Annotated in this window: 23 protein-coding genes and 3 pseudogenes; 16 read left to right on the forward strand and 10 right to left on the reverse strand. The window is 45.7% G+C overall.

Annotated features, from left to right (window positions below; translation table 11 throughout):
• Position 1: 1 nt before the first annotated feature.
• The 3 genes from CHA6605_RS02870 to nei form a co-directional block, all read right to left on the reverse strand.
• Positions 2 to 628, reverse strand: a complete 627-nt coding sequence (locus CHA6605_RS02870; RefSeq protein WP_015158046.1) for a Uma2 family endonuclease — start codon at positions 626 to 628, stop codon at positions 2 to 4.
• 70 nt (positions 629 to 698) lie between these two features.
• Positions 699 to 962 carry a hypothetical protein gene (locus CHA6605_RS02875; RefSeq protein WP_015158047.1) on the reverse strand — a complete coding sequence of 88 codons (264 nt, stop codon included), beginning with the start codon at positions 960 to 962 and terminating at the stop codon, positions 699 to 701.
• 108 nt (positions 963 to 1,070) lie between these two features.
• Positions 1,071 to 1,892 carry an endonuclease VIII gene (gene nei, locus CHA6605_RS02880; RefSeq protein ID WP_015158048.1) on the reverse strand — a complete coding sequence of 274 codons (822 nt, stop codon included), beginning with the start codon at positions 1,890 to 1,892 and terminating at the stop codon, positions 1,071 to 1,073.
• 137 nt (positions 1,893 to 2,029) lie between these two features.
• Here nei and aroC point away from each other — a divergent pair, with 137 nt between their 5' ends.
• On the forward strand, positions 2,030 to 3,118 hold the full coding sequence (gene aroC, locus CHA6605_RS02885; RefSeq protein ID WP_015158049.1) for a chorismate synthase: 1,089 nt from the start codon (positions 2,030 to 2,032) through the stop codon (positions 3,116 to 3,118).
• A 353-nt stretch (positions 3,119 to 3,471) separates the two neighbouring features.
• On the opposite strand, the gene purM is transcribed toward aroC, so the two are convergent.
• Positions 3,472 to 4,500 (reverse strand): phosphoribosylformylglycinamidine cyclo-ligase, encoded by a 1,029-nt coding sequence (gene purM / locus CHA6605_RS02890; RefSeq protein WP_015158050.1) that lies wholly within the window; start codon positions 4,498 to 4,500, stop codon positions 3,472 to 3,474.
• A gap of 783 nt (positions 4,501 to 5,283) precedes the next feature.
• Between purM and CHA6605_RS02895 the strand changes: the two genes are divergently transcribed.
• The 7 genes from CHA6605_RS02895 (at position 5,284) to CHA6605_RS02930 (ending at position 13,261) form a co-directional block, all read left to right on the forward strand.
• Entirely contained in the window at positions 5,284 to 5,742 is a 459-nt protein-coding gene (locus tag CHA6605_RS02895) for a septal ring lytic transglycosylase RlpA family protein (protein WP_015158051.1), read from the forward strand.
• Between the two features lie 427 nt (positions 5,743 to 6,169).
• Entirely contained in the window at positions 6,170 to 7,474 is a 1,305-nt protein-coding gene (locus tag CHA6605_RS36415) for a septal ring lytic transglycosylase RlpA family protein (protein WP_015158052.1), read from the forward strand.
• Positions 7,475 to 7,575: 101 nt separating this feature from the next.
• Positions 7,576 to 8,793: an MDR family MFS transporter gene (locus CHA6605_RS02910; protein ID WP_015158053.1), complete on the forward strand. Its 1,218-nt coding sequence runs from the start codon at positions 7,576 to 7,578 to the stop codon at positions 8,791 to 8,793.
• A gap of 133 nt (positions 8,794 to 8,926) precedes the next feature.
• Positions 8,927 to 10,300, forward strand: a complete 1,374-nt coding sequence (locus tag CHA6605_RS02915) for an IS4 family transposase (RefSeq protein ID WP_015158054.1) — start codon at positions 8,927 to 8,929, stop codon at positions 10,298 to 10,300.
• 148 nt (positions 10,301 to 10,448) lie between these two features.
• On the forward strand, positions 10,449 to 11,261 hold the full coding sequence (locus CHA6605_RS02920) for a DUF6816 family protein (RefSeq protein ID WP_015158055.1): 813 nt from the start codon (positions 10,449 to 10,451) through the stop codon (positions 11,259 to 11,261).
• A 261-nt stretch (positions 11,262 to 11,522) separates the two neighbouring features.
• Positions 11,523 to 12,656, forward strand: a complete 1,134-nt coding sequence (locus CHA6605_RS02925) for an SAM-dependent methyltransferase (protein ID WP_015158056.1) — start codon at positions 11,523 to 11,525, stop codon at positions 12,654 to 12,656.
• 368 nt (positions 12,657 to 13,024) lie between these two features.
• Positions 13,025 to 13,261 (forward strand): hypothetical protein, encoded by a 237-nt coding sequence (locus tag CHA6605_RS02930; RefSeq protein WP_015158057.1) that lies wholly within the window; start codon positions 13,025 to 13,027, stop codon positions 13,259 to 13,261.
• A 159-nt stretch (positions 13,262 to 13,420) separates the two neighbouring features.
• On the opposite strand, the gene CHA6605_RS02935 is transcribed toward CHA6605_RS02930, so the two are convergent.
• Positions 13,421 to 14,062 (reverse strand): L-threonylcarbamoyladenylate synthase, encoded by a 642-nt coding sequence (locus tag CHA6605_RS02935; RefSeq protein WP_015158058.1) that lies wholly within the window; start codon positions 14,060 to 14,062, stop codon positions 13,421 to 13,423.
• A 357-nt stretch (positions 14,063 to 14,419) separates the two neighbouring features.
• Here CHA6605_RS02935 and larC point away from each other — a divergent pair, with 357 nt between their 5' ends.
• The 3 genes from larC to CHA6605_RS02945 all read left to right on the forward strand — a co-directional run bounded on the left by larC (position 14,420) and on the right by CHA6605_RS02945 (position 16,531).
• Positions 14,420 to 15,967 carry a nickel pincer cofactor biosynthesis protein LarC gene (gene larC / locus CHA6605_RS02940; RefSeq protein ID WP_015158059.1) on the forward strand — a complete coding sequence of 516 codons (1,548 nt, stop codon included), beginning with the start codon at positions 14,420 to 14,422 and terminating at the stop codon, positions 15,965 to 15,967.
• 92 nt (positions 15,968 to 16,059) lie between these two features.
• Complete coding sequence (locus CHA6605_RS36995) at positions 16,060 to 16,182, forward strand: pentapeptide repeat-containing protein (protein WP_422678760.1); 123 nt, start codon at positions 16,060 to 16,062, stop codon at positions 16,180 to 16,182.
• Between the two features lie 163 nt (positions 16,183 to 16,345).
• The gene (locus tag CHA6605_RS02945) at positions 16,346 to 16,531 is read left to right on the forward strand and encodes a transposase (RefSeq protein WP_051038657.1); all 186 of its coding nucleotides are present in this window, start codon (positions 16,346 to 16,348) and stop codon (positions 16,529 to 16,531) included.
• A 230-nt stretch (positions 16,532 to 16,761) separates the two neighbouring features.
• Here CHA6605_RS02945 and CHA6605_RS36420 read toward each other — a convergent pair.
• The 5 genes and pseudogenes from CHA6605_RS36420 to CHA6605_RS32365 all read right to left on the reverse strand — a co-directional run.
• Positions 16,762 to 17,122 (reverse strand): annotated as a pseudogene (locus tag CHA6605_RS36420) (acetate kinase); the annotation flags it as partial.
• 313 nt (positions 17,123 to 17,435) lie between these two features.
• Entirely contained in the window at positions 17,436 to 18,437 is a 1,002-nt protein-coding gene (locus CHA6605_RS02960) for a 2-hydroxyacid dehydrogenase (protein ID WP_015158061.1), read from the reverse strand.
• 147 nt (positions 18,438 to 18,584) lie between these two features.
• A complete protein-coding gene (locus CHA6605_RS02965) occupies positions 18,585 to 20,951 on the reverse strand; it encodes a phosphoketolase family protein (RefSeq protein ID WP_015158062.1) in 2,367 nt (788 codons plus the stop codon).
• 285 nt (positions 20,952 to 21,236) lie between these two features.
• Entirely contained in the window at positions 21,237 to 21,359 is a 123-nt protein-coding gene (locus CHA6605_RS36045; protein WP_269744560.1) for a hypothetical protein, read from the reverse strand.
• A gap of 7 nt (positions 21,360 to 21,366) precedes the next feature.
• Positions 21,367 to 21,623: pseudogene (locus CHA6605_RS32365) on the reverse strand (IS1 family transposase); the annotation flags it as partial.
• 257 nt (positions 21,624 to 21,880) lie between these two features.
• On the opposite strand from CHA6605_RS32365, the gene CHA6605_RS02975 reads away from it, so the two are divergent.
• The 5 genes and pseudogenes from CHA6605_RS02975 (at position 21,881) to CHA6605_RS37000 (ending at position 24,588) form a co-directional block, all read left to right on the forward strand.
• Positions 21,881 to 22,294 carry an allophanate hydrolase-related protein gene (locus tag CHA6605_RS02975; protein WP_015158064.1) on the forward strand — a complete coding sequence of 138 codons (414 nt, stop codon included), beginning with the start codon at positions 21,881 to 21,883 and terminating at the stop codon, positions 22,292 to 22,294.
• Positions 22,295 to 22,522: 228 nt separating this feature from the next.
• Complete coding sequence (locus CHA6605_RS02980) at positions 22,523 to 22,810, forward strand: hypothetical protein (protein ID WP_015158065.1); 288 nt, start codon at positions 22,523 to 22,525, stop codon at positions 22,808 to 22,810.
• Between the two features lie 228 nt (positions 22,811 to 23,038).
• Positions 23,039 to 23,689: an HAD-IA family hydrolase gene (locus CHA6605_RS02985; RefSeq protein WP_015158066.1), complete on the forward strand. Its 651-nt coding sequence runs from the start codon at positions 23,039 to 23,041 to the stop codon at positions 23,687 to 23,689.
• A gap of 231 nt (positions 23,690 to 23,920) precedes the next feature.
• Entirely contained in the window at positions 23,921 to 24,253 is a 333-nt protein-coding gene (locus CHA6605_RS02990; RefSeq protein WP_015158067.1) for a hypothetical protein, read from the forward strand.
• Positions 24,253 to 24,588 (forward strand): annotated as a pseudogene (locus tag CHA6605_RS37000) (hypothetical protein). Before CHA6605_RS02990 ends, CHA6605_RS37000 begins: the two are co-directional and overlap by 1 nt.
• Positions 24,589 to 24,590: the final 2 nt, after the last annotated feature.

Here is a 24,590-nt window from a genome sequence, read left to right on the forward strand (position 1 = left end):
TTTATCGCCCTGCTTTCAACACTTGTTCTGCGGTCAGTTTCAAATCTGGAAAAGTTGGCGAGACGATGATTCGATCGCCACGAAGCTGCTGAATTTCGTACTCCCCATCCACTAACGTACAGATAGATAAAGTTGGTTGTTTGGGCTTGCCAATATGTCGAGTACCACCCAACCCAGCGTAGTCGGCAATCCAATATTCGGGAATACCCAAAACAGCATAATCTTCCACCTTACGGGAATAGTCATTTTGCCAATTGCTACTCACTACTTCTGCTACAAATTTAATCGAACTACCCAAAGTTAGGATCGACTGTTCGGGCCAGTACATTTCATTGATAAGTTGGTTTCGGTCGATTACGGCTACATCCGGTCTAAATGCCGTCATACCAATATTGTCAGGGCGTAATATGCCTCGCTGAAGGACAAACCAAGGTAGGTTGGCTGCATCAATCTGGACGCAGATTTTGGTCGTAATGAAAGCGGCAACCTCTTCATGCAAGCCTGTTGGTTCCAAATCGAATACCTCTCCGTCGATGAGTTCATAGCGATTATCGCCACCATAACGAGCGAGAAACTCATCAAAACTTAGGGGCTTCTGTTGGATTGGGCGATCGATTGCAGTAGTCATCAGCTAACTCGGCCAAACTAATAAATTAATTTTACTCGATCGAAATCCGCAATCGATAACACTTATGCTATCAATCCATAGATATATCCAGGGAAGTAGCTGCTTCGATTGCTGGTAGCAGAACGCGACCTTGATATTCTTCGAGGGACGTGCCCAATGATTCAGCTTGGATCGTTACTTCCTTAGCTTCGACTAGAGTTAAATCGAACACCAATCGAATCATGCGAATCGAGTCAGCAAATTTCAATCCGTCGGATCGAGCATAGTTCCAAACATCTTGAGGTGATAAGCCATCATCACGAAACCTGATGTAACGAGACCAATCATCTGACATACTTACCTAACTATTTGGTATTGCGATCTTCCTGTTGAATTCAACAAGCTTATTGTTCCGCAATTCGCGTTCTTCTGCTGTGCTTTCGTAAATGTTCGTCATAATTCACTATTTAGCTTGACAGCTTGGACAAAAATAAACCCGTCGTCCGCCGAGGGTATCTTTGAGAATTTCGGTGTGGCAGAGGTGACAGAGGCAATCTTGACGACCGAAGACCCAGTGGCGGTATTGACGGCGGGTTTGGCCGTTTTGTTTGAGTCGATCGACGATCGCCAAGCTGTTTGTAATACCCTTGGTGGCGTAGGATTGACGTGGGAGTTCGAGGAGGGCGGTGGCTAGTTTCTGGAGCTTGTCGATCGAACAATCGACTGGTCTTAAGGTGGGATGAATTCTAGCTACAAATAAAACTTCGCTGCGTAAGTAGTTGCCCAAGCCGCCCAAAAAATGCTGATTTAGCAGCAGCGAGGGAAATCCTTTGCGATGAAAGGCTTTACTTTGGAGCCGAGCTAACACTATTTCAACTGTTGTGGTGGCTTCTAAAACATCAGGGCCGAGTTTTTGCAAGAAAGGATGGGCGGCAATTCGATCGTCATCAAATACATCGATATCTGAAGCACTATAGAGGAGTGCCGATCGCTTTTCGGTATGAATGGCCAGCCGCAACTGTCGATTGGTCTCTGGATAATCGTAGGCGCGCCGAGTGTACCAAACGCCATAGAGCTGATTGTGACTGTAAATAGTGAGCTGGTTGCTAAAGCGAGTCAGTAGAGCTTTGCCTTTGGGAGTAACAGAGACAATGCGAGCGGCGGTGAGTTCGGCTTCAAAAGATTTAAGACGATCGAAGGCAAAGAAGACTTCTGTGAGGGGTCGATCGACAATATCTTTAGCAATCTTATCGGCGGCTAACTTAATTTCTGGGCCTTCAGGCATGGTGTTGTTGCACTCTAGTTTTACTCCAAGGCACTATGCCGATCTTAGCATTCCGCACTATCTTGAGGTACAGGCTCGAATCTCATCTGCTATGCCTGATAAACTGGTAACTAACAACATCAGATCGATCGAGTAAGATGGGAAACACCTTTGGGCATTTATTTAGAATTACGACCTATGGCGAATCCCATGGGGGTGGGGTAGGTGTCGTCATCGATGGTTGTCCCCCATTAGTCGAAATTAGCGAAGCCGAAATTCAAGTCGAACTCGACAGGCGGCGTCCCGGACAGAGTAAAATTACCACACCCCGCAAGGAGACTGATACTTGCGAAATCCTATCTGGGGTGTTTGAAGGCAAAACTACGGGCACACCGATTAGTATTTTGGTGCGAAATAAAGATGCCAGGTCTCAAGATTATAGCGAGATGGTGCAGACTTATCGCCCGTCTCATGCCGATGCGACTTACGATGCCAAATATGGAATTCGGAATTGGCAAGGCGGTGGCAGATCTTCAGCGCGGGAAACAATTGGGAGAGTAGCCGCAGGTGCGATCGCCAAAAAAATTCTGCACATAGTTAATCATGTCGAAGTCATCGGCTATGTCAAGAAGATTCAGGATATCGAAGCGACTGTCGATCCTGATGCGGTGACGATGGAGCAGGTAGAAAGTAATATCGTGCGCTGTCCCGATCTGACATGTGCGGATCGAATGATCGATCGCATTGAAGCGATCGGTAGAGAGGGCGACTCGATCGGGGGCGTGGTAGAATGCGTCGTGCGTAACGTGCCTAAAGGTTTGGGCGTTCCGGTATTCGACAGGTTGGAAGCCGATATCGCCAAGGGTGTGATGTCTCTCCCCGCAACTAAGGGTTTTGAAATCGGTTCGGGATTTGCTGGCACCCTGATGACTGGCAGCGAGCATAATGACGAATTTTACACCGACGAGGACGGCGAAATTCGGACGCGCACCAATCGATCTGGCGGTACTCAAGGTGGGATATCTAATGGTGAAAACATTATCATTCGGGTAGCCTTCAAACCCACGGCGACGATTCGCAAGGAACAGAATACTGTCACCCAAGACGGTGAAGAAACAACGCTAGCCGCTAAAGGCAGACACGATCCTTGCGTTCTACCCCGCGCGGTACCTATGGTTGAGGCGATGGTAGCGTTGGTATTGTGCGACCATTTGCTGCGGTATTACGGTCAGTGTAAGGTGGTTTAGAGGGTAGAGGCTAGAAAGTTCGAGCGCAAGCATTCTTATCTAATTCTTTCCCACATCTGCTCATCTCTCCTGTGCGATCTCTTCTGGTGCTAGTAGAACCCGGATCTGGGGGAGGCTTCCCCCAGACCCCCCGTTGAGGGGCGGGACGCCGCCCCTCAAACTCCCCTGCGTATGTAGGTTATTGGTACTAAGTGTTGTATGGGGTCGGTTCGGACTTAGTGGTTACGGGGTAGGGTTTAACTGGTAATAAGTTTGGTGGACTGGGCACCAAGCCCTCCCCTACACATAGTCTATTGTGTTAACCTCTCCCCGCCTCCCAGTCTCCCCCTCTCCCCCTCTCCCCCTCTCCCCTACTACTCTGGTATCCCAATCAAGGATCGATCGCCTGCAACGACGCTACCGATTGCGTAAGCTGGGATTTGTTGTGACTTAAAAAAGGCGATCGAGTCGCTAACGGCTGTGGCGGGGACGATGATGACGTAGCCGATGCCCATATTAAAGGTATTAAACATATCCACTGGTGCCACATTTCCGGCTTCCGCTAACCATTGAAAGGCGGGGGGAATTTGCCAACTTTGGAGATCGATTTCGATCGAATGACTGGCACCCAGACAGCGGGGTAAATTTTCGGGCAACCCGCCGCCAGTAATATGTGCCATGCCATGAATGATTAATTGTTGCTCGATCGCCGCTAAAATCGGCTTTACATAGATTTGAGTGGGTGTGAGGTAAACTTCACCGAGATTTTGCCCTAGCAAGCTGCTGGGGGTATCCTTCCACCGATAGCCACCATCGCTGACAATTTTCCGTACCAGGCTATAACCATTACTATGTATACCGCTACTGGCTAACCCGATCGCCACATCGCCGATCTGAATTTTGGAACCATCGATCAGTTTGCTCTTTTCGGCAATTCCAACGGCAAAGCCAGCCAAATCGTATTCGCCCGCTTGATAAAATCCGGGCATCTCTGCTGTTTCGCCACCTAATAACGCACAACCAGCTTGACGACAGCCATCGGCAATTCCGGCAACTACCTGAGTTAATTGTGTCGAATTCAGTTTGCCAGTTGCTAAATAATCGAGGAAATAGAGCGGCTCGGCACCGCAGGTGAGAATATCATTGACGCACATGGCGACTAAATCGATGCCGATGGAAGCATGATTGTCTAATTCTTGAGCGATTTTGAGCTTGGTACCCACGCCATCGGTACCCGACACCAATACTGGCTGCTGATATCCCGCTGGTAGTTCAAACCAGCCGCTAAAGCCGCCTAAACCACCTAAAACTCCCTGACGGTGAGTGCTGTGGACGAGGTTTTTGATGTTTTCGACAAACGCTCTCCCCGCCACAACATCTACACCTGCTTGTTGATAATCCATAGCTCACCCATTCACGATCGGCACGGGTATTTTACCGCGATCGCTTTACACGGGGCAAATTTACTAGGTTGGGAACTAGTGGGGAGTTGGGAGTTGTGGCTCGCGCACGCCTCTGTTTCCCGACGGTTTAGCGGCATTTTTAGTCGGGGGTCCCCCCGATTAAAAACGACAAGACAGCGAGACAAGCCAGGGAGTAGGGAGTGTAGGGTATGCCCAAAGACTAATCTTGCCAATTTTTTCATCCGGTAAATCCTGATGGGAGTTGGGAGTAAAAGTTGCGCTCGTATATTGGTGATGCCTATTAATATTATTAGCTAAAGTTATGTCTGTGACTGATTTAGGAACTCAGATCTAGTTTTTTGATTTACAGTTCGATCGAGACAAATATCTCTTTAACAAATTTTTAATAAAAAGCCGCCGATTTTTGAAACCTGTCAACCCAATTTGGACTGAACAAACATTTAAATAATGGATGCAAAGAAATGTAACATATTACTTTTCCTGATTGAAAAATCCTGGGGATCGTAATAGTCAAAGCTTTGTAGGGTGGGGATCGCTCCAGTTTTTGGTACTAAAAAGTCATTTTCTATGAGCACAGAAAAGCGCGTTTGTCAAGGATTTGGAGCAGCCAATTTAAAAAAAACTTCGTGTTATGGTAGACCCAACGTTCCTCACACCGAGGTGAATACGGAACAAGTATGAGCTAGCAACTGGTAAATTCTTCCCCCATTTATGAAGAATTCACGCTAAATCTCAAAGATAAAAACGTTTCACAATAGGCTTATGAATTACCAAACTTTGACTGGATTAACTGCTCTCGTAGCAACGCTGAGTTTATCTACAGCAGTCTCTGCTACACCATCAGTCAACTCCACTCAACCCAATGTTTCTGTCGAGTCCAAACAGCTAATCGCTCAATCCGTCGGACAAGCTTCTTTCTATGGCAATAAACCGGGCGAAGGTGGTCCATTAACTGCAAACGGTGAAAGATACAATCCAGGTGGTTATACTGCCGCTCACCGCTCGTTACCTTTTGGTACCAGAGTTCGCGTCACTAGTAACAACGGACGTTCGGTAGTAGTTCGCATCAACGATCGCGGCCCCTTCATCGGTGGTAGAATCATCGACCTTTCCGTTGCCGCAGCTCGTGCGATCGGTTTAACCAACACTGGCGTTGGTAAAGTCCGCATGGAAGTTTTAAGTGTTGGTGATGGTCGTCGTCAAGGTCGTCGCAATCGCTAAGTATTTGCCAATTGGCAATAGTTAATCCGATCGAGTCCTTGACCTGAAGTCACATTTCCGTGGTATTATTCCTAGGTCAAAACTCGATCTCGAACTTCACCCCCACAAGCGAACTCCAGCAGCATCGACAACGTGCGAGTCAATTAGATTAGCTTCCTGACTGAATTTGATGCCACTTATAGAGACTAAGGGCGATTCTGGGGGTAAACTATTAACATACAAAGTGGTTAAATTTAGTAACAGAAGCCGTAACGCTTGCCCACTGTCAAAGTAGGGAAAGTAGAGAGGTTGGAATACTGCGCCACTAATGTCCGATTCTCGCCAACTGGATAGATTAGCCTCAATGAGGCTGATGGCCAACTGCTGAAATTAGACTTGTATAACTTAATATCGCTTTGCCCCGAATATTGTTTCTCCTTGAAAGACTATGAATCAACATCGTTGGACTTGTCTGACTACGCTCGTTCTGACTGCGGTAATAGCACCTGTTGCTAATGTTTGTGCCAAAACTCTCTCAGCCCCTTCTGGAGAATCTGGAGAAAACTACTCGCCACTGTCACCGCAATCGCTACCGATAATTACCCCACTGACAGTCACCGAACTGGAAACAGAGACAGCAGTTCCCGCCAAAATTCGAGTGGTACCCCAGGTAAGTAAGTTACCAACCGTTAAGTCACCATCTGCTAAGAAGTCAAAAATTTCGACTCGCGCTCGACAGTCTGACATCAACAAGCTCATCAGCCTTCCGACCAAAACTCTGGCGACAGAGCCAGTAATAAACCAAAACTCCGCTCTAGCTCCACTTTTTAACCCGAATTATCGATCTACTGCGGCGATCTTTTCAAGTCCAGACCTCAGCGATTCATCAACTTCTCGGGTAAATGCGGTAGCTCCCCTCCCACAGGTGAAGTGGCCGACATTCAAGCATCAAGCAGTTAAATCTTTTACCACTCGTGCAGTCAGCGAGCCGATCGAGGTCGTGCGCAGCGATAAATCGCAGCCGACGGTAATTAATAATTCGATCGCCGCTCAGGCTGATGTGGCAGATACTCCACGGGCGAGAGACTCGTGGGAAGCCCTAAATCCTGTTGCCGACGATCGCACTAAGGTTATCCCCACACCACAAGTAGCACCAATCGTTAGCACTACCGATTTGGTACGTTCCGAGCGACTGCACCAATCGCAGGAAATTCCGAGCTTTGAAGCTGGATTACCTGTATTTATTTTTGAAAAAGACCATCCCAAACAGATTGTCGCCACTGCGATCGCGCAAATAGATGACACGATCGTCGCGCCAGAGCCGAGTATCGCCATTCCGGTCGATCGGCCCAAACAGGCAATTGTTCCTATTCAGTCGCCATCGACTGCGGCTCCAACTCCAATTATCGTTAAAATCGAACCACCCGTAGTCCAACCCGCACTAGAAAAAATTGTCTCTACCCAAATTGGCAAAGCTTCTTGGTATGGCAGTGAAGCTGGTTCTAAAACAGCAAATGGCGAGCGATACAATCCTCAAGGCTTGACAGCAGCACACCGGACATTGCCTTTTGGTACCAAAGTACGAGTTACTAACCTCACAACTGGTAAAGCAGTTATCGTGCGAATCAACGATCGCGGTCCATTTCATCGCAGTCGGGCGATCGATATCTCTGCTGGTGCGGCTGAAGTAATCGGACTTAAAAGCCAAGGAGTCGGTCGAGTGAAAATGGAAATTTTAGAATCAGAAGGCTAGTCGATCTTTCGACAGATCGGCAACAAAGAGATCGAGTCGGAATTAGTGTGTAAACATAGATATGTATCGCCAATTCCGATTTTCCCCGATCTTCAATTTATATGCTACAACTACCTCGACAGATTTGGATCCTCGCGCTGGGTCGATTGCTGTCAGAAATCGGGAGCGGATTTACAATCTTTTACGCCCCGATTTTTTTCGTACAACAGGTGGGACTTTCGGCCACATCGGTTGGTTTGGCTTTGGGTAGTGCCTCGATTTCAGGGGTAGCGGGACGGCTAATTAGCGGGACTTATGCCGATCGCTGGGGTCGCAAACCAGTTTTATTATTATCTACGCTAGTTTTGGCACTAGCCTGCTTTATCTTTGCCGCGACTAGCAATCTGTCTGCGTTAGTTGTAGGCTGTCTGGTACAAGGTTTAGGTTTGGGTTTATATTGGCCTGCTAATGAAGCGATCGTCGCCGATCTTACCGATGGCGAGGGGCGAAGATTTGCTTATGCGATTACCCGGTTGGCCGATAATATCGGCATGGGATTAGGGATTATTGCTGGGGGATTGTTGATTAGCTCGACTGGCGCGTATCGAGTTCTATTTATTATCGATGGAGTGTCGTTTTGCTGCTTTTTCTTGACGCTCGTTCTGGGGATTAAAGAAACATTACAAGCCCCAAAAACAGCGGTACGATTTTTCAGCGGTTACACTAGCGCATTGCGCGATCGAAGGTTGTTAGTATATGTCACTGTCAATATTATTTTGACTATTTATATTTCTCAAACTCAATCGACACTGCCGCTCTATTTTAGTCAATTTGTGCCTCAAGCTGATGCCCGTGGCTTCAGTCCGCAAGTAATTAGTACGCTATTTACAGGTCATTTGCTAATGACGATCGCGTCTCAACTCCCGATGCTCAAATTACTTGGAAAATTCAGCCAAGTTCGAGCGTTAATGATTTCGGGCGGCTTTTGGATATTAGGTTTTGCTTGTATGACGATGACTGGTACGAGTGCAAATTACCAATTGGTATGGGCGAGTTTGGGGTTGGGATTATTTGCCTTAGCGATTGTTGCTTATACGCCAACTGCCTCCGCACTGATTGCCGATTTGGCTCCTTCTTCCCTACGCGGTGTTTATACCTCGATTAATTCGCTCTGTTGGGCAGCAGGCTATGCCATCGGCCCACCATTAGGCGGCTGGGCACTCGATCGATCGCCCCAATTTGCCCACAATTTCTGGCTGGGTTTAGCGGCTACGGTGCCTGTAGTGTGGTTAATTTTGGCGTGGTTAGAAAGATTAGTTGCGGGGAGCGATTCGCCATAGGCGACGCTACGCGAACGGTATGAGTGAGCTGGGAGCCATTCGTGACAAGTTAAGAAAATCAGAGATTTGTCAAAAAGGTAATAAAAAGATGCCAAACTGTTTCTAGTCAAGAGTTTGAGGGAATAGAGGCCTGATGACCAGCCGCCGAAGAAGTAACCGCGACCACGCCAAAAAGAACCACCAACCAGGTGTGGAAGATGAGATCATCGCCGCTCAAGTAGAGGCTTTATTGACACCAGCAATTTTCAATCAAAGTCATTACTACCGACAATTAGGGCTGAGAAATCGGCTGTTAAATTTACCCTTGATGATGGCAGCAGTGCTGACGCTACTGTGGCGGAATGTGCCAGGAGTCAGAGAACTAAGCCGAATGTTAGGGCGAGAAGGATTTTTGTGGTGTGAGCCAACACAAGTAAGTCAACAGGCGATTGCACAAAGATTTCTGACCTTTCCATCTGAGTTATTTGAGAGAGTGTTTAAGGAATTACTGCCAGAATTTAGAGTGAAGTGGCACCAGAGAAAACAGCGATTGTTGCCACAAAGCATTGAATTTGCTCAAGCAAAATTTGAGCGGATTTGGGCATGTGATGGCTCCACATTGGAAGCGATATTCAAGAAATTAGATAGCTTATCTGATGTGCCAATCGGACAACTAGCGGGAAAAATGGGAGTAGTCATAGATTTGGTGACGAGATTGCCGATTGAAATCTGGTTTAGAGAAAATCCCAAAGCTTCAGATGTTAATTTTGAGAAAGATATCCTGAATTTAGTAACATCGGGCACTTTATTGCTCTTGGATCGAGGCTTCTATCATTTCCAATTTTGGCAAGAATTAATTAACAGAGATATTCATTTTATTACTCGATTAAAAAAAGGTGCATCGCTACAGATAGAGCGAGTATTTAGCAATAGTTATAGTATCCGTGACCGAATAGTGCGGATGGGGTCTGGCACCAAAAAGACTCCATATATAACTGTAAGATTAGTCGAAATTAAAGTGGGTAAAGTCTGGTATTCTTATCTAACTAGTGTACTCGACCCATTGAATCTTCCTCCCTATGTAGTCGCCGATTTGTACGGAAGACGGTGGCGAATTGAAGAGGCTTTTAATACTGTTAAACGATTGCTCGGGTTGAGTTATTTATGGACTGGTTCAGTTAATGGAATTAAATTACAGATGTGGGGGACTTGGCTGTTTTATGCAGTTCTAGTCGATTTAGGTGATGCTGTAGCTGATGAATTATCTCTCCCATTCGACCGCATTTCTTTAGAGATGATTTATCGAGGTCTTTATCACTTTCATGTAGCTCATCATAAAGGTTTAGCTGCCAATCCAGTCACCTATTTTGCTGCCCCAGAGAATCAAGATTTAGGTATTGTTAAAACTGTTCGTAAACCTAATGTTAAGTTAATTATTGCACCTTTTCCTGATTCTATGAGTCGAACAGACAATTTTTTCTTCGACTCATCGCCTCAAGCCCGCTTGACAAGTGCGATCGCTTCTTAACTTGTCACTAATGGCTGGGAGCTGGTAGTTGGTATCCTAACTTGTGAAGCACAGTCATAGTTACGCGCGATCGATCGGTGTTATTTTGAGATGATGAGTTTCCCCCGCTCCAGAAATCTACTACGCGCTCAAAATATTCGACAGCTTTATGAACGGTTTATTAGGCAAAATTCTCACGGGGATCTGTGCGATCGTCATTTTGTGGTGTGGCTCTCAGAGCGCGCTAGCTGGGATGTTAAGCGATAGATTGGCTCAATACCCTAATTGGGATGCTCGATCGATTCTCGGACGCTCAGAAGGCGAATTGACCTATCCTGAGTGGTTTCGGGGACGTTGGATTGCGACGAGTACTCTTGTGGAACAAATCGCACCGCTGGCACCAGCAATAGTCACGCCTGGATTTGAAAGTAATCGGCAATATATCGATAAACCGATCGAGTTCACCGTCCAATTTGTCCCTAGAGATCCCACTAAAGACGTTAAATTCTCGCCGCTTAACTTGCCCAAATTGCAATCTAATTTACCTGCGCCTCAAATTATTGCCGATCGCGCATTTAATGGTTTAAATATTGCCGCTGCTTATCTAGGTGCCGCTAATGTCAAATCGGTAAAAATCGATCCGCAAAATCCGACCAAACAGATTACCCAACTCACTCAAGACCGCCAATTGGAAGCATTTGTGACGGGATTCGACCTCGAAATTCCCGCACCCGATAGATTTATCTCTACCGAACTTTCGCAGCAAGTTTTTCGGACGAGCGCGACTATTTATCTAAATACCGTCGAAACGACAACTAGTTACCAATATTCAGCAACGCCGATACCCAAAATTACCGCCACCCAGATCTCGGCAATTTATCTTTCGCCCCAAGATCCCGATTATTTCGGCACGCGCGGGCGCGCAGTAGCTTTGTATAAGTATCGACTGAATTTGCTGCCAGCGAGCGACGAACGCCGATAGTACTGTGTCGTAACAAAGATTTATGTTTTAAATCTTAAACTCACAAGTTCCTCACATCGATTTGCTTTAATGTCAATCGATAACTAGCCAAACTTTTTACATATAGCGATCTTAAATGAGAAGTTTAATCTCAATAGAGCGGACATGAAGCACCGCACCTACAGGTTAACGTTACTGTGAGTAGATCGAATAGGATTGCTATAGAAAAGATATTTGACTAGCTGTCGATCGAGTACTCTTCGATAAATTGGAGCGATCGTCATGACTTCTCAACATCTATTGCCAGTAACTTTAAGGGATCTTCCGAACGCGGGAAATCCAGAGAAACATTCGATCGGATATAAGACGACACGAGTGCTAGCGGAAGCTTTGAATGCGACACAGATGGGATTGGCGGAAGCTTATATTCGTGGTTTAGAAATTCCCGATTCGGTATTTCGATCGATGATGCACGCATCGATGCCAATTTTGCTCAAACATGCACCTGGATTGCTGGCTCCATATGAATGGGTATTGGATGAATCGGATCGATTGGCGGAATCTGCGCGCGAACTGATGCAAGTGCAGTACGATTTACCCCAAGCGATGCTCAATCAAATGTTGGGAGATTGGCCGACAATTTATCCTAAGTACAGTATGGGCTTGTGGGAAAATGGAGCCACAGATTTACAATCGGCTCAAATCCAGATGCTCGATCGCGTTATCGAACAGCTAGAAATCGTTGATGGCGATCGGATTTTAGATTTTGGTTGCGGTTGGGGTTGCGTGCCAAACTATATTATGTCCAAATTTCCCCATGTTCGCTTTACGGGGGTGAATTTGAGTCACCAGCAGTGCGAGTATATGCGACACAAAATGCAAGATCCTCAGAGCCATTTGAGCGGGGGGAGATTTACCCTCATTGAGGGCGATCTCAATGAGGTGCAATTTACCGAGAAGTTTGACAAAATTCTCTCGATCGGCGTTTTTTGTCATATTGGCAATCTTACCAATGCGTTGCAAAAGCTTGCATCTTTACTCGAAAGCAATGGTAAAGTATTCATCCATCTAATTACCGCACGCATCCCCAACCACATGTCATCTGGATTTACTCACAAGTATATTTTCCCCCACGGTCGCTACTGGAATTATGATGCGATTCCCACTCACAATCGGGATCTCCAAACGATCGATCGCTGGTACGTTAATGGCATGAATTACCATCAGACTTTTACTGCCTGGTTGCAGCGATTTGATGACGCGCAAGCTAGTGTCAAGCTCCTCGACTATGGGATGGACTATGCCAAATTTCGGCGGATCTGGCGGTTCTATCTTCTGTTGATGGGTACTGCTTTTGCGACTTGTGATGGGGAGTACAATGGCAATGGCCAATATCTTTTGACTCACTCATCGTAAAAACATAGACTACCTTAATTATTTATAGATAAGTTTTAGCCGAGCGCAAGTTTAGCTTTGCCGAGCCGATGCAACAAGCCAGAATGCGTCAAAAAAGTCCGTGCCTAAGATATTTAACTTGTGCTCGCTATGACTCATCTTTTGGGATTCTGATTAGGAGCTGTAGCGAGCGTCGCTTCATGAATTGCCGCTTGTATCCTAAATTTTGGCAACAATTTAGGCTTTTTTTGAGTAGTGCCGAATCTAAGCCGATCGTCTTGTTTTACGCCAAGACATCTTGTAACTAGTAAATCTAAGAATTATAATCTTCGGGAATCCGATCGATTCAAATTGAAGATTACTAATATCGTCACGACGAAAAACACAATATGAAAAATCAACCTTCCGGTCGCTTTTTAACTGCGCTCAGCGTCGGTGCTGGACTCTTTTGCGCCCTCAATCTATCTGTATTGGTACCTGCTGCCGATGCTGGCTGTCGTCCTACTGGTCGTAGAATCGGCGGTCAAGTAGTATTAAAATGCTCTGGCCCCACTAGATGTCGTCCCACTGGTCGCTATAAGACTGTCAGAGGCGTTCGTTATCAGGTTTTACGCTGTCCTCGATAGGGAATAGGGAATATGCTGTAGGTGTTAGGCTTGAGGCTTTAGGCGTGGAGTGTTTTTGACTCTCATCGACCCTGAAGCTTTAGCGAAGTCGTTCAGCTTCGCGTCTGCCTCGTGCCGAGGCATCCATCCATCCACCCATCTACTCTCCATCCCAAAAAACTAGAGCCAAGCGGCAACTTCAGACCAGCCTAGACCCTCTCGAATGACATCGGGAGGGTCTATTGTCATATCCAAGATTGTTGAGCCTTCCATGCCGGGTTCGGAACCATCATCGATGATGAGATCGACCATTTTTTCGAGTCGATCGAATAATACGGCTTTCTCCACGATCTCGATCGATTCATCCCCATCGTCATCTTGCAGGTGTGCGGAGGCGGAAATGACCGGATTGCCCAAGTTTTCTAACAGGCTTTGACACAGTACCTGCTTCGGTACGCGAATTCCTGTCGTTTTGCGTTTGGGATCTTGAACTATTTTGGGGACGAGTTTGGTTGCTGGTAAAATAAATGTATAAGTACCAGGGATGAGATGTTTCATCAATCGATATGCCGGATCGGAGACGATCGCGTATTCAGAGATATTCGATAAAGACTGACACAAAAAAGTCAAAGGTTTGTCGTTAGACATCCGTTTGATCTGACGGACGCGATCGACTGCCGCCTTGGAGTTGATATCGCACCCGATCGCGTAAACTGTATCTGTGGGATAGAGCATCACCGCGCCATTTTTCAACGCCGCCACAATTTCATCGATTTTTCTAAGCTGCGGTGTCTGAGGATGCACTTCGTAGATAGTAGCCATATAAGTTATTTGATAGTTGATAATTGATAGTTGATAGTTGATAGTTGATAGTTGATAGTTGATAGTTGAGTGCTTTATAGTGGGCATTGTCCACTATCTATAGTTTCGACTAACGGTAATGTTATAAAATTTGGACGAACTTATTTAAGCTATATTTGTAGGGTGGGCACTGGCCACCATCTAAATTTTAGACGTTATAAATAGTTAGCTAATTTATTTAGTAAATTGAGTAAGGTAAGTTCTGAAACCTCGATCGTTGACCTATGCGGTACATAATTCAATTATTAACTCAGATCCTTTCCAACAGCCTCGATCGCAATTAATCGTTAAGTCAGTCACTCAATTTTTAATTTTCAAATGATTAAAATCGCCTATTTAGAATGCCAAACTGGAATCGCTGGTGATATGTGTTTGGGTGCATTAGTCGATGCTGGCGTACCGATCGAATATCTCAATACCCAGCTTGCGCGCTTGGGAATTGCATCTGAGTATCACCTCTGGGCGAATAAAGTTCATCACAACGGGCAAATTGCCACCAAAGTACATGTCGATTTAACCGCTATGGCGTCAGCAGTTCCTTCATCGGCTGCACATCGCGGACATTCCCATCCCCCTCACGAACATCATCATCCCCATCCCGCACCAGCGCATATCGACGACGCCGCGCCCAGAGAGAGTCACGAGCATCCCCACCATCATCCTCACGAGCATCCACATCCCCATCCCGCTCCCCTCGGACACCATCCCCACCCCCACGAACATGCTCACTCGCACCCCACGCAGCCAGCTAGCGGCACCAGAAATTTTCAGCCGCAGCATTACACTCACATCGTCGCCGCCGAGCCGATAGAGAATGACGAACATCATCACCACCACCATTACGACACCCCCCAGCGCAACCTCCCCCAAATCGAAAAGCTAATAGTGGCGGCAAATTTACCCGCTAGAGCGACGCAGTGGAGTTTGGACATCTTTCGCCAATTAGCGATCGCCGAGGGTGCCGTCCACGGAATAGAACCCTCTGAAGTGCATTTTCATGAAGTCGGGGCTGTCGATGCGATCGTCGATATCGTCGGGACTTGCTTGGGCTTAGACTATCTCGATGTTGCCAAAATTTACTGTTCGCCACTCCCCATAGGCGGTGGTACCGTTCGCGCCGCACATGGGATTTTACCCGTACCAGTTCCCGCCGTCCTCAAGTTATTTTCAGCTCGAAATGTCCCCGTCTATAGCAACAAGATCGATCGCGAATTAGTCACTCCCACAGGTGCGGCAATTGCCGTCACTCTCGCCACCGAGTTTGGCGCACCACTAGCGATGCAGCTCCATCAAATCGGCTTGGGTGCAGGCACGATCGAGTTACCGATTCCGAATATTTTACGCATCTGGCTGGGTACGGAAGCAACATCAACGGCGGCAACAACTACCGCAGTTCGTCCCGAATATCTCGAAACGATCGAAGTATTATCCACCCAAATTGACGACCTCAATCCCCAAGCGATCGGGTATATATTCGATCGGTTATTCCAAGCTGGAGCTGTCGATGTTTTCACCCAACCGATCGGTATGAAAAAATCTCGATCGGGGATTTTACTAACAGTTATTTGTCCATTAGATAAAGCCCAAGATTGCGAACGAATTATCTTCACAGAGACGAGTACACTAGGCATCCGCCGCGATCGCCAAACTCGATCGATCCTCCCCAGAGAAATTCAATCTGTCGTCACTAAATATGGAAAGGTGCGGATAAAAGTTGCGCGAAATAATTTAGTAAGTGATGATTCGATCGTCAACGTGCAGCCAGAGTATGACGACTGTGCATCGATCGCGCAAGCGCATCAGATCGCATGGCGCGAAGTTCATCAATTAGCACTGATGGCTTGGCATGATTTGAACGTTCAATAATATTGAACGTTCAACTACGGACTATAGAAAAATTATTTGGGATGAAGAGCTTCTCAGCCTCTACGATAATGGAATTCGAGACTTTACCTCGTATGTTGTTAACCTTGGTGAACCTGAGCGGTGTAGATTTTAGTGGTCAAGATTTGTCTGAATGTTTCATGCCTGGAATTAATTTGAGCGGTTCTAAGTCGGTGGGCGGGATAGTAATAAACTAGATGAATATAGTTTAAGCATTTCTCAAGAGGTAGGTAAAACCGAAGATGGGTAAGCGTTTAAGGATATTTCTACCTCCAGAACAAGAGCAGACACTATTTGAGATCCGAACCGCAAACACAGTGTCGCAAAGAGTCAAAGATCGCGCCACAGTACTGCGATTGAATGCGCAAGGATTGTGGGCCGATTCACACCAGTGATGCGGTCAAAGCCAAACTCTCAGAATGGGAAGCACAAGGACTCTATATTTTCTATTTTGCTAAATATTGCTCCGAAATGAACCCGATCGAGTTGAAGTGGCAACGACTCAAAGACGACGAAATTGCTGGCCGCAGTTTGAGCATGAAATAGATCTGGCTTATGCGGTCATGGATGCTGTCACCGCCAGATCTCAATTAGCTGGTCAGACCGTCGAACGCTTTAAATTTTGCAACTCCCCAGTTCCTTGACCAAACTTTATACAGTTGATTCTTTCCGCACTTACCTACTTATTGCGATCGAATGAATAAGTTCGACAACTAGACTAGAATCGATCGCAATAAGCTGTGTTCTTCCCTTTTAAGGTGAAAGCGACCGTTTTCAATATCTAAGGCTAACTTCGCTTGAGGATTGCCCAATTCAATCGCTTTATCGATCTCCCGCAGATCGTTAGATACTCCCGAAACACCCAATAATCCCGACTCATAATTTAAGACTCGATCGAGTTCTGTCACTGTATATTCCCCTTCCCTTAATAGATGGAGAATGATACCTGGATCGATCGATCGATCCACAACGCGTACCCATCATCAAACCATCAAGCGGTGTAAACCCCATCGTCGTATCGATACATCGCCCAAATTTAATCGCTGCCAGCGAACAACCATTACCCAAATGACAACTAATTAAGCGTAATTCTGATAGATCTCTCCCTAATAATTGCGCCGCCCGTTGGGCACAATATCCGCCAATCGAGTAGTTCCAGATCGTTCCTCTCTCACCGATATTGTACTTGATAAGGATCTAAAGGATCTATCCGCCGTAGGGGATATTAGCTCGGCTGAATCACCTAACTTTTGTATTTTTAATACGGTTGCCTGATTAGAATTCCAATCGATTTGCCCCGTCCATAATGGTGGTTTTAAATTTAGGATCGAAACTTCTTCATTTAATTGATATAAGCTCGATTTGAAACTATTCGATCCAGCATTTAAAACTAAGATATTCATTAAAGCGACTGACGATTATGTGGACAAGTCTTTCGATCGCATTAAAATTATTTATTTATGTGGCTAACGATATTAGCGCAGAGCTGATTCGTTGCTATTTCGGTAATATTAGTCAGCGTTGTTTCGGCAATATCTTGCATGGCTTCTGTTGTAAAAAAAGCTTGATGTGCCGTAATAAGAACGTTAGGAAATGTCACCAGGCGTTCAAAAATATCATCTTGAATAATTCGATCTGATAAATCTTCAAAAAACAGTTCTGATTCTTGTTCGTAAACATCTAATCCTAGTGCGCCAATCTTGCGAGACTTGAGCGATTCAATCACAACTGCTGTATCAATTAGGGCACCACGACTAGTGTTGATGAGCATTACACCAGACTTCATTCGATCGATTGCTGTTCGATCGATTAGATGATGAGTCTCTGGAGTAAGCGGACAATGTAGCGTAATAATATCTGCATGGCTGAGGAGTTTTGGTAAATCCACATAATTCACACCCATCTCGATACAAGCTGGACTAGGAAACATATCGTAAGCCATAATTTGGCAACCAAACCCTTTCAAAATCTGGGCCACAATTTGACCGATTTTTCCAGTACCAATAATCCCCACCGTGCGATTGTGCAGATCGAATCCAATTAACCCATCTAATGAGAAATTACCTTCTCGCACTCGGTTATATGCACGATGAATTTTGCGGTTTAGGGTTAACATCAAGCCAATTGTATGCTCGGCTACTGCATAAGGTGAATAAGCTGGCACCCTGACTACCTGAATATTTAAACGCGCAGCAGCTTTGAGATCTACCTGATTGAACCCCGCACAACGTAGGGCAATTAGCCGAGTACCTTGGAGAGCTAAAATTTCTAAAGTAACGTCATCTAATTTGTCATTGACAAAGGTACAGATGGCTGGATATCCTTTAGCCAAACGAACGGTGTGATGGTCGAGACGAGGCTCGAAAAATACCAAATCGTGTTCTCGATCGTAGTTAGCGACAGTAAAGAAATCGCGGTCGTAAGATTTGGTGCTGAAGAAAGCTACTTTCATTAATTGATACTTGATAATTGATAATTAAGATCGGGTTAGGAGTTATAGAAACCCAACTTCTTCTCTTCTCTTCGAGAGGCTACGCCAACGAGACGCTACGCGAACGAGAAGTCGGGTTTCTGAACACATAAAATGGTGTACCTCACGTTAATCTAGATTTTTCCACCGCCAATTCACAACTTCCGGTAAATCGGTACCGTGTGCATAGGCATATTGACGACATTCAATCTGCCGATTTTTTAGTTGTTCTTTAGTATGTGCCCCAGCTACTTGCAATTTAGGTACTCGATCGATCGCGTCGATAGCCAGTGTAAATCGATCGATCTGATTATTCATCGCTAATTCTAGGGGCGTATTAATATTCCCTTTTTCTTTATAACCTCGAACGTGAAGATTAACATGATTTGTCCGGCGATAGGCTAAACGGTGAATCAGCCAGGGATAACCATGAAAATTGAAAATAATCGGCTTATCGATCGTAAATAAACTATCAAAATCTCGATCGCTTAAACCATTGGGATATTCTAGCGGTGGTTGGAGTGCAAGCAGATCGACGACGTTAATAAACCGAATCTTCAGATCGGGAAATGCCTGATGTAAAATGGCGGTAGCTGCCAAAGCTTCTTGGGTGGGCACATCACCAGCACAAGTAATTACCAGATCCGGTTCGACCCCGAGATCGGTACTCGCCCACTCCCACATGCCGATCCCTTTGTTGCAATGGGCGATCGCCGCATCCATAGTTAAATATTGAAGATGAGGTTGTTTATCCGAAACAATCACATTAATCCGATCGGTACGTCGAAAACATCGATCGGCGATCGTCAGCAAACAATTTACATCGGGCGGTAAATAAATCCGCACCACCTCCATACTTTTATTCGCAACTAGATCCAGAAAGCCCGGATCTTGATGGGTAAAACCATTATGATCCTGTCGCCAGACCGTCGAAGTAATTAATAGATTAAGGGACGCAACTTCTGCCCGCCATGACAATTTACGCGATATTTCCAACCATTTAGCATGTTGGTTAAACATTGAATCGATGACGTGGACAAATGCCTCGTAAGTCGATAATAATCCATGTCTACCAGTTAATAAATAACCCTCTAACCAGCCCTCTAGAGTATGCTCGCTCAACATCTCCATCACTCGCCCATCCAAAGCCATCTCGCTCCCATCCGCATCTGCTGGTAAGTATGAACCCCACCACACCTTTTTGGTGGCTTCATACACCGCCTGAAGTTGATTAGAAGCTGTCTCATCTGGACCAAATAAGCGAAAATTATGGGGATTAGCTTTGATGATATCCCGCATCAATACGCCCAAGGGGTAAGTATTCGATACCTCGATCGTTCCTGGTACCTGTACATCTACCCCATACTGCCGAAAATCGGGGAGGTGGAGGGACTTTCGCAGTAAGCCACCATTAGCATGGGGATTGCTACCCATGCGCTTAGTTCCCTGGGGTGCCAGCGATCGAAATTCCGATCGCAATTTACCCTCTTCATCGAATAACTCCTCTGGGTAATAACTTTTCAACCAGTCCACTAACATGTGCAGTTGGTCGGGATCGTGTTTGACTGCCTTGAGCGGGACTTGATGCGATCGCCAGGAACCCTCAATTTGATGACCATCGAGTGATTTTGGCCCCGTCCAGCCCTTGGGAGAGCGAAACACGATCGCCGGATACATCGGGCGATCGAGATTGCCTTCTAGGCGGGCACGAGCTTGGAGGGCATGAATATCCTCGATACATCGATCTAGCGTCGTCGCCATTGCCTCGTGCATGGTGTCATAGTCATCCCCTTCCACAAAGTAGGGGGTGTAACCATAACCTTCCAACAAGCTCTCTAATTCCTGATGACCGATCCGAGCTAAGATTGTTGGATTATTAATCTTATAACCATTCAGGTGGAGAATCGGTAAGACCACCCCATCTCGACGCGGATCGAGAAACTTATTGGAATGCCAAGCGGTTGCTAGTGGCCCAGTTTCGGCTTCGCCATCGCCGACTACAACGACGCTAATGAGATCTGGGGTGTCTAATACCGTACCGTAGGCGTGGGAGATACTATAACCGAGTTCGCCGCCTTCATGAATCGAGCCAGGGGTTTCGGGGGTACAGTGGCTGCCAATCCCCCCAGGAAAGGAAAACTGGCGGAAAAAAGCCCGCATTCCCTCCAGATCTTCGGATTTATCTGTATAAATTTCCGAGTAGCTGCCTTCTAAATATACCGGAGCCAGGACTCCCGGCGCACCATGTCCCGGCCCAGCCAGATAGATGGCATTGAGATCGAACTTATTAATGACGCGGTTGAGATGGGTGTAAATGAAGCTCAATCCGGGGCTAGTACCCCAGTGCCCTAAGAGGCGATTTTTGATATGTTCTGGTTTAAGCGGTTCGCGCAATAGGGGATTATCTTGCAAATAAATCATCCCAGCCGCGAGGTAGTTACACGCCCGCCAAAAACCGTGAATTTGATGCAATTCTGTGGGGGTGAGAGTAGTCATGTTGATGTTTTAAACTCAGAGGACTTGAAGGGTTCTGGGTCATTAGTGTTTCCTGTTCGGGAAACTGTTGTTTTCACTTATGAACACGATTCTCCCAACGGAGAGGCTACGCCAACGAGAAGATTCCGTAGCAGATTATTTCCAGCGTCCTGAAACACAGACTTGCGTTTCTATGTTTTTAAATTACAATAGTTTCAAGCTATATAGCTGTAAAGTTGTATACATATGCAATGATTTAACAAAAACAAGGAGGCTAAAAGCACCCAACGCGCCAAATTTGTACATTTAGCTAGTGCCCAGCCACGTCTGACGGAAGACAAATTCTTGAATTTGAGTTAATACCTTGGGTTTGAGTAGCTCGTCTAGGATTTCTAGGGCATCATCGGGTGTCATCGGCGATCTCGGCACTGGTCTGTTAAAGAGAGACAGATGAAAAACCACGATGTGTCAATAGTTCGACGATCGAAAATGGGCTATTCTATAGCCCATAGCCATTGCGGGGGTGAAACATTTACCTAAACCCCAATGAGGTTTAACCCAATTATGAATTAATCTTTGTACATCCAACACTCGTTGCAGCCCTTCTACCAGCTTGGCATATAAATTCTGCCGTCGTCTGTAAGCACTGGCGCGTCGCCGCAGAGCGGCATTTTGGGCTTCATTGTGATTAGATAGTTTGGCATTCTTTATCCCTGCTTGTGCGCCGCTCCAGTAACGAGTTTCACGTTCGATATAACCATCTCTCTTTACTAGTCCAGTACCCTGACCGTAGCCAATTAAATCCCGTGGGTATTCGATCGAGGTCATATTTTACAAATCAGCATAACGCATTTCGTTGTATACTGTACACGTAAACTTCGATCGAGCATTGCCTGTTTTATAAGATGCTAATCGAGTCAAAACTATCGTAATTTTCTGGAGAAAAAAGCATGGATCGGGGAGCAACATCGAATCGTCGTGTTTTCATTTGTGGTTCGGCATTGAGAGGGCAACCAGACCATCAAAATCTCGGTAATGCCGAATTTATTCGCTCGGTTAGCACCGAACCAATTTATCGACTACATGCGGCTGAAAACGGCTGGCATCCAGCAATTTATCAAGTAGATGAAGGGGGAATTTCCATTCCTGGCGAAATCTACGAGATGACTGCCGCCGATTTTGAGTATTTAGCGACCAATGAACCACCACGCATGTACCCAGCCGAGGTCAAATTAATCGACGGCGAAGTCGCCACGGCTTTTCTCTACCCGCGTGAGTCGATCGAGCAGTATAACTGGCCAGATATCTCCGATCTTGGCGGTTGGGCTGTCTACAAACAGGCTCAATTGGAGACAGCTTCCTAACTTGAGACAGTATGTGCTGCTGTGTCAATACTGGGAGAAAATATCTGTCGTTGGCGTAGCCTCCGCCTTGCGGAATTGAGATCTTGACGATCGCCGTCCCGGATGTTATAGTAGAAAAGTATCGTAGGGCACAGAAAAAGATTCGGACATACGCTCTAAATCTCAAGTGAGTGTGTGGTGACAGGTTTGGAAGTGCCTCCTGCAATTAAACAATTGAGGAGGTTCACAATGAAATTCTTAGACCAGCAAAAAAATAACATCGAATTGGGTCGGTGGGAAACATACAAGCAACTAGAACTAGTTCCAGATGCTGTCGATCGCCCAAAAAGTCATCCTATTCTATCTAAATTTGGGGTCGAGCGAGCTTGGCGATCGACGATCGCATTATTGCTCAATGAATTAGTTACCGAGCAAAAGGTTGATTATCTCAATCGCTGCTGGGCATCGCAAGACCTATATGAGGGCAATCGATCGCCATTTCAAACACTTCAAAGACTGTTGACACTGATGAGCTAGCACTAACACTGGGGTAGAGCGGTTGCAAAAAATCAACCTCACCCCAGATTTATCATTACTCAAAGATTTTCTGGATCGTTGGATGGAAAGGATGTTTAAGTAACCGATCGCGAGTAGTTATACTTTAAACGGTCATAATCTGAGCTTGCTAGAATCAGGAAAATCTAGGGTATCCCCTACCCTATTCCCTATTCCCTATTCCCTATCCCCTATAATTGACCCGATCCTATGTTCCAAAATCACGATCTCATTCTCTTCGATCTGGACGGAACAATTAGCGACCCGTTAGAAGGTATTGGTCGATCGATTAACTACGCTCTAGAACATTTTGGCTATGAGCCACTCAAACTTTCTGAACTTGCTCAGTATGTTGGCCCACCACTTGATGAAACTTTCACTAAAATCACGGGCAATGAAGCAGAATCCAAACAGCTTGTGGCAAAATATCGCGAACGCTATCGAGATATCGGATATAGGGAAAACAAACTATATCCGGGGATGACTGAGGTACTGATCGAACTTCATCAGGCTAATGTGCCAATAGGCTTATGTACCGCAAAACGTCAGGATTTTGCGGAGTTAATCCTCGATCTGTTTGGACTTACCCACTACTTTCAATTTATCAGTGGTGGAGAAATTGGCTTACCAAAATCCCAGCAAATAGAGTCTTTGTTATCGCAAGGACAAGTGAGTAAAGCTACACTTATGATTGGCGATCGCGCAGTTGACACGATCGCCGCGCACAAAAATGGTTTGCAAGCAGGTGGTGTTCTTTGGGGTTACGGTTCTCATGCGGAGCTTTTGAATGAGGCACCGCTATACTTATTTAAATCGCCAAGCGAATTAATTCAGATTGCTAGAACCTTTGGTAACCAGTAGGGTGGGCACTGTCCACAGACCATTATTAAGTTAGTAATACAAATTTTTGGAGTGGTTACGATCGATTGCCAATAGCACGCTTTGCGATTACCTACGGTACGTTACTCGATCGATTTGAATTTATTTAAGTGAGGGGTAAGTCAGATGACTCGATCTTTCGCTCCACTGCTCATTTGCTCATTATTTTGGTAGGATAATGTTATTACTATTAGTAATAACACAAACTCGATTATGACTAATCCAACCTATCCACTCGCACCTGCTAAAATCGGTAATGCGTCTGGTTTCCGCTTACCAGCTAGTTTCTACCGCGATCATCCTCAGTTTGTGAATGCCACCGGATGGGTGGAGGTGTTGAGCGATAATACTGTGCTAGTTAAGTTAGAACCACAGCCAGTCGAGCTAGATTCAGATTCAGACGATCTGATGCTGAGTCTATTTTTAGACTTAGTTACTAAAGACGCGCTGACTAATCCCGAACATCTTGAAGCCTATACCGAGGAGATGGCGGATGAAGATGATGAACTCTTACGTTGTGAAAATATATCAGAGAGGGATAAATAATGGATCTAAATGAATTGCCAGGATCGGAGTTAATTCTACCAGGATTGGAAGATCTTTACGAAGGCAGAAATAATACGATCGGATCGCTATTAATCTCGTTGGCGTAGTCTCTCTGAAAGAGAATCGCATCCATCCGCTTAACCGCAGCGGGATTGGACATTCCGCAGGTGTCTCTAGCATCAGAGCCAGAACTGGCTTTGTATAATTATCTTCAGATCGATCGTCGTTAGACGACGCGCAAGCTTCGCGATGATGCTTATCCTTACTACAATGCTTTATTAAATAGCCTCAACAGTTTTTGTGCTGCACTTGAACTGAAATCTAAATATCAATGAAT

This window comes from Chamaesiphon minutus PCC 6605, assembly GCF_000317145.1.
Taxonomy (GTDB): Bacteria; Cyanobacteriota; Cyanobacteriia; order Cyanobacteriales; family Chamaesiphonaceae; genus Chamaesiphon; species Chamaesiphon minutus.

Excerpts from the sequence above, each read along its gene's own strand:
- CHA6605_RS02870 (WP_015158046.1), bottom strand. The coding sequence starts at position 628 with ATGACTACTGCAATCGATCGCCCAATCCAACAGAAGCCCCTAAGTTTT.
- CHA6605_RS02875 (WP_015158047.1), bottom strand. The coding sequence starts at position 962 with ATGTCAGATGATTGGTCTCGTTACATCAGGTTTCGTGATGATGGCTTA.
- nei (WP_015158048.1), bottom strand. The coding sequence starts at position 1,892 with ATGCCTGAAGGCCCAGAAATTAAGTTAGCCGCCGATAAGATTGCTAAA.
- aroC (WP_015158049.1), top strand. The coding sequence starts at position 2,030 with ATGGGAAACACCTTTGGGCATTTATTTAGAATTACGACCTATGGCGAA.
- purM (WP_015158050.1), bottom strand. The coding sequence starts at position 4,500 with ATGGATTATCAACAAGCAGGTGTAGATGTTGTGGCGGGGAGAGCGTTT.
- CHA6605_RS02895 (WP_015158051.1), top strand. The coding sequence starts at position 5,284 with ATGAATTACCAAACTTTGACTGGATTAACTGCTCTCGTAGCAACGCTG.
- CHA6605_RS36415 (WP_015158052.1), top strand. The coding sequence starts at position 6,170 with ATGAATCAACATCGTTGGACTTGTCTGACTACGCTCGTTCTGACTGCG.
- CHA6605_RS02910 (WP_015158053.1), top strand. The coding sequence starts at position 7,576 with ATGCTACAACTACCTCGACAGATTTGGATCCTCGCGCTGGGTCGATTG.
- CHA6605_RS02915 (WP_015158054.1), top strand. The coding sequence starts at position 8,927 with ATGACCAGCCGCCGAAGAAGTAACCGCGACCACGCCAAAAAGAACCAC.
- CHA6605_RS02920 (WP_015158055.1), top strand. The coding sequence starts at position 10,449 with ATGAACGGTTTATTAGGCAAAATTCTCACGGGGATCTGTGCGATCGTC.
- CHA6605_RS02925 (WP_015158056.1), top strand. The coding sequence starts at position 11,523 with ATGACTTCTCAACATCTATTGCCAGTAACTTTAAGGGATCTTCCGAAC.
- CHA6605_RS02930 (WP_015158057.1), top strand. The coding sequence starts at position 13,025 with ATGAAAAATCAACCTTCCGGTCGCTTTTTAACTGCGCTCAGCGTCGGT.
- CHA6605_RS02935 (WP_015158058.1), bottom strand. The coding sequence starts at position 14,062 with ATGGCTACTATCTACGAAGTGCATCCTCAGACACCGCAGCTTAGAAAA.
- larC (WP_015158059.1), top strand. The coding sequence starts at position 14,420 with ATGATTAAAATCGCCTATTTAGAATGCCAAACTGGAATCGCTGGTGAT.
- CHA6605_RS36995 (WP_422678760.1), top strand. The coding sequence starts at position 16,060 with ATGTTGTTAACCTTGGTGAACCTGAGCGGTGTAGATTTTAGTGGTCAA.
- CHA6605_RS02945 (WP_051038657.1), top strand. The coding sequence starts at position 16,346 with ATGCGCAAGGATTGTGGGCCGATTCACACCAGTGATGCGGTCAAAGCC.
- CHA6605_RS02960 (WP_015158061.1), bottom strand. The coding sequence starts at position 18,437 with ATGAAAGTAGCTTTCTTCAGCACCAAATCTTACGACCGCGATTTCTTT.
- CHA6605_RS02965 (WP_015158062.1), bottom strand. The coding sequence starts at position 20,951 with ATGACTACTCTCACCCCCACAGAATTGCATCAAATTCACGGTTTTTGG.
- CHA6605_RS02975 (WP_015158064.1), top strand. The coding sequence starts at position 21,881 with ATGGATCGGGGAGCAACATCGAATCGTCGTGTTTTCATTTGTGGTTCG.
- CHA6605_RS02980 (WP_015158065.1), top strand. The coding sequence starts at position 22,523 with ATGAAATTCTTAGACCAGCAAAAAAATAACATCGAATTGGGTCGGTGG.
- CHA6605_RS02985 (WP_015158066.1), top strand. The coding sequence starts at position 23,039 with ATGTTCCAAAATCACGATCTCATTCTCTTCGATCTGGACGGAACAATT.
- CHA6605_RS02990 (WP_015158067.1), top strand. The coding sequence starts at position 23,921 with ATGACTAATCCAACCTATCCACTCGCACCTGCTAAAATCGGTAATGCG.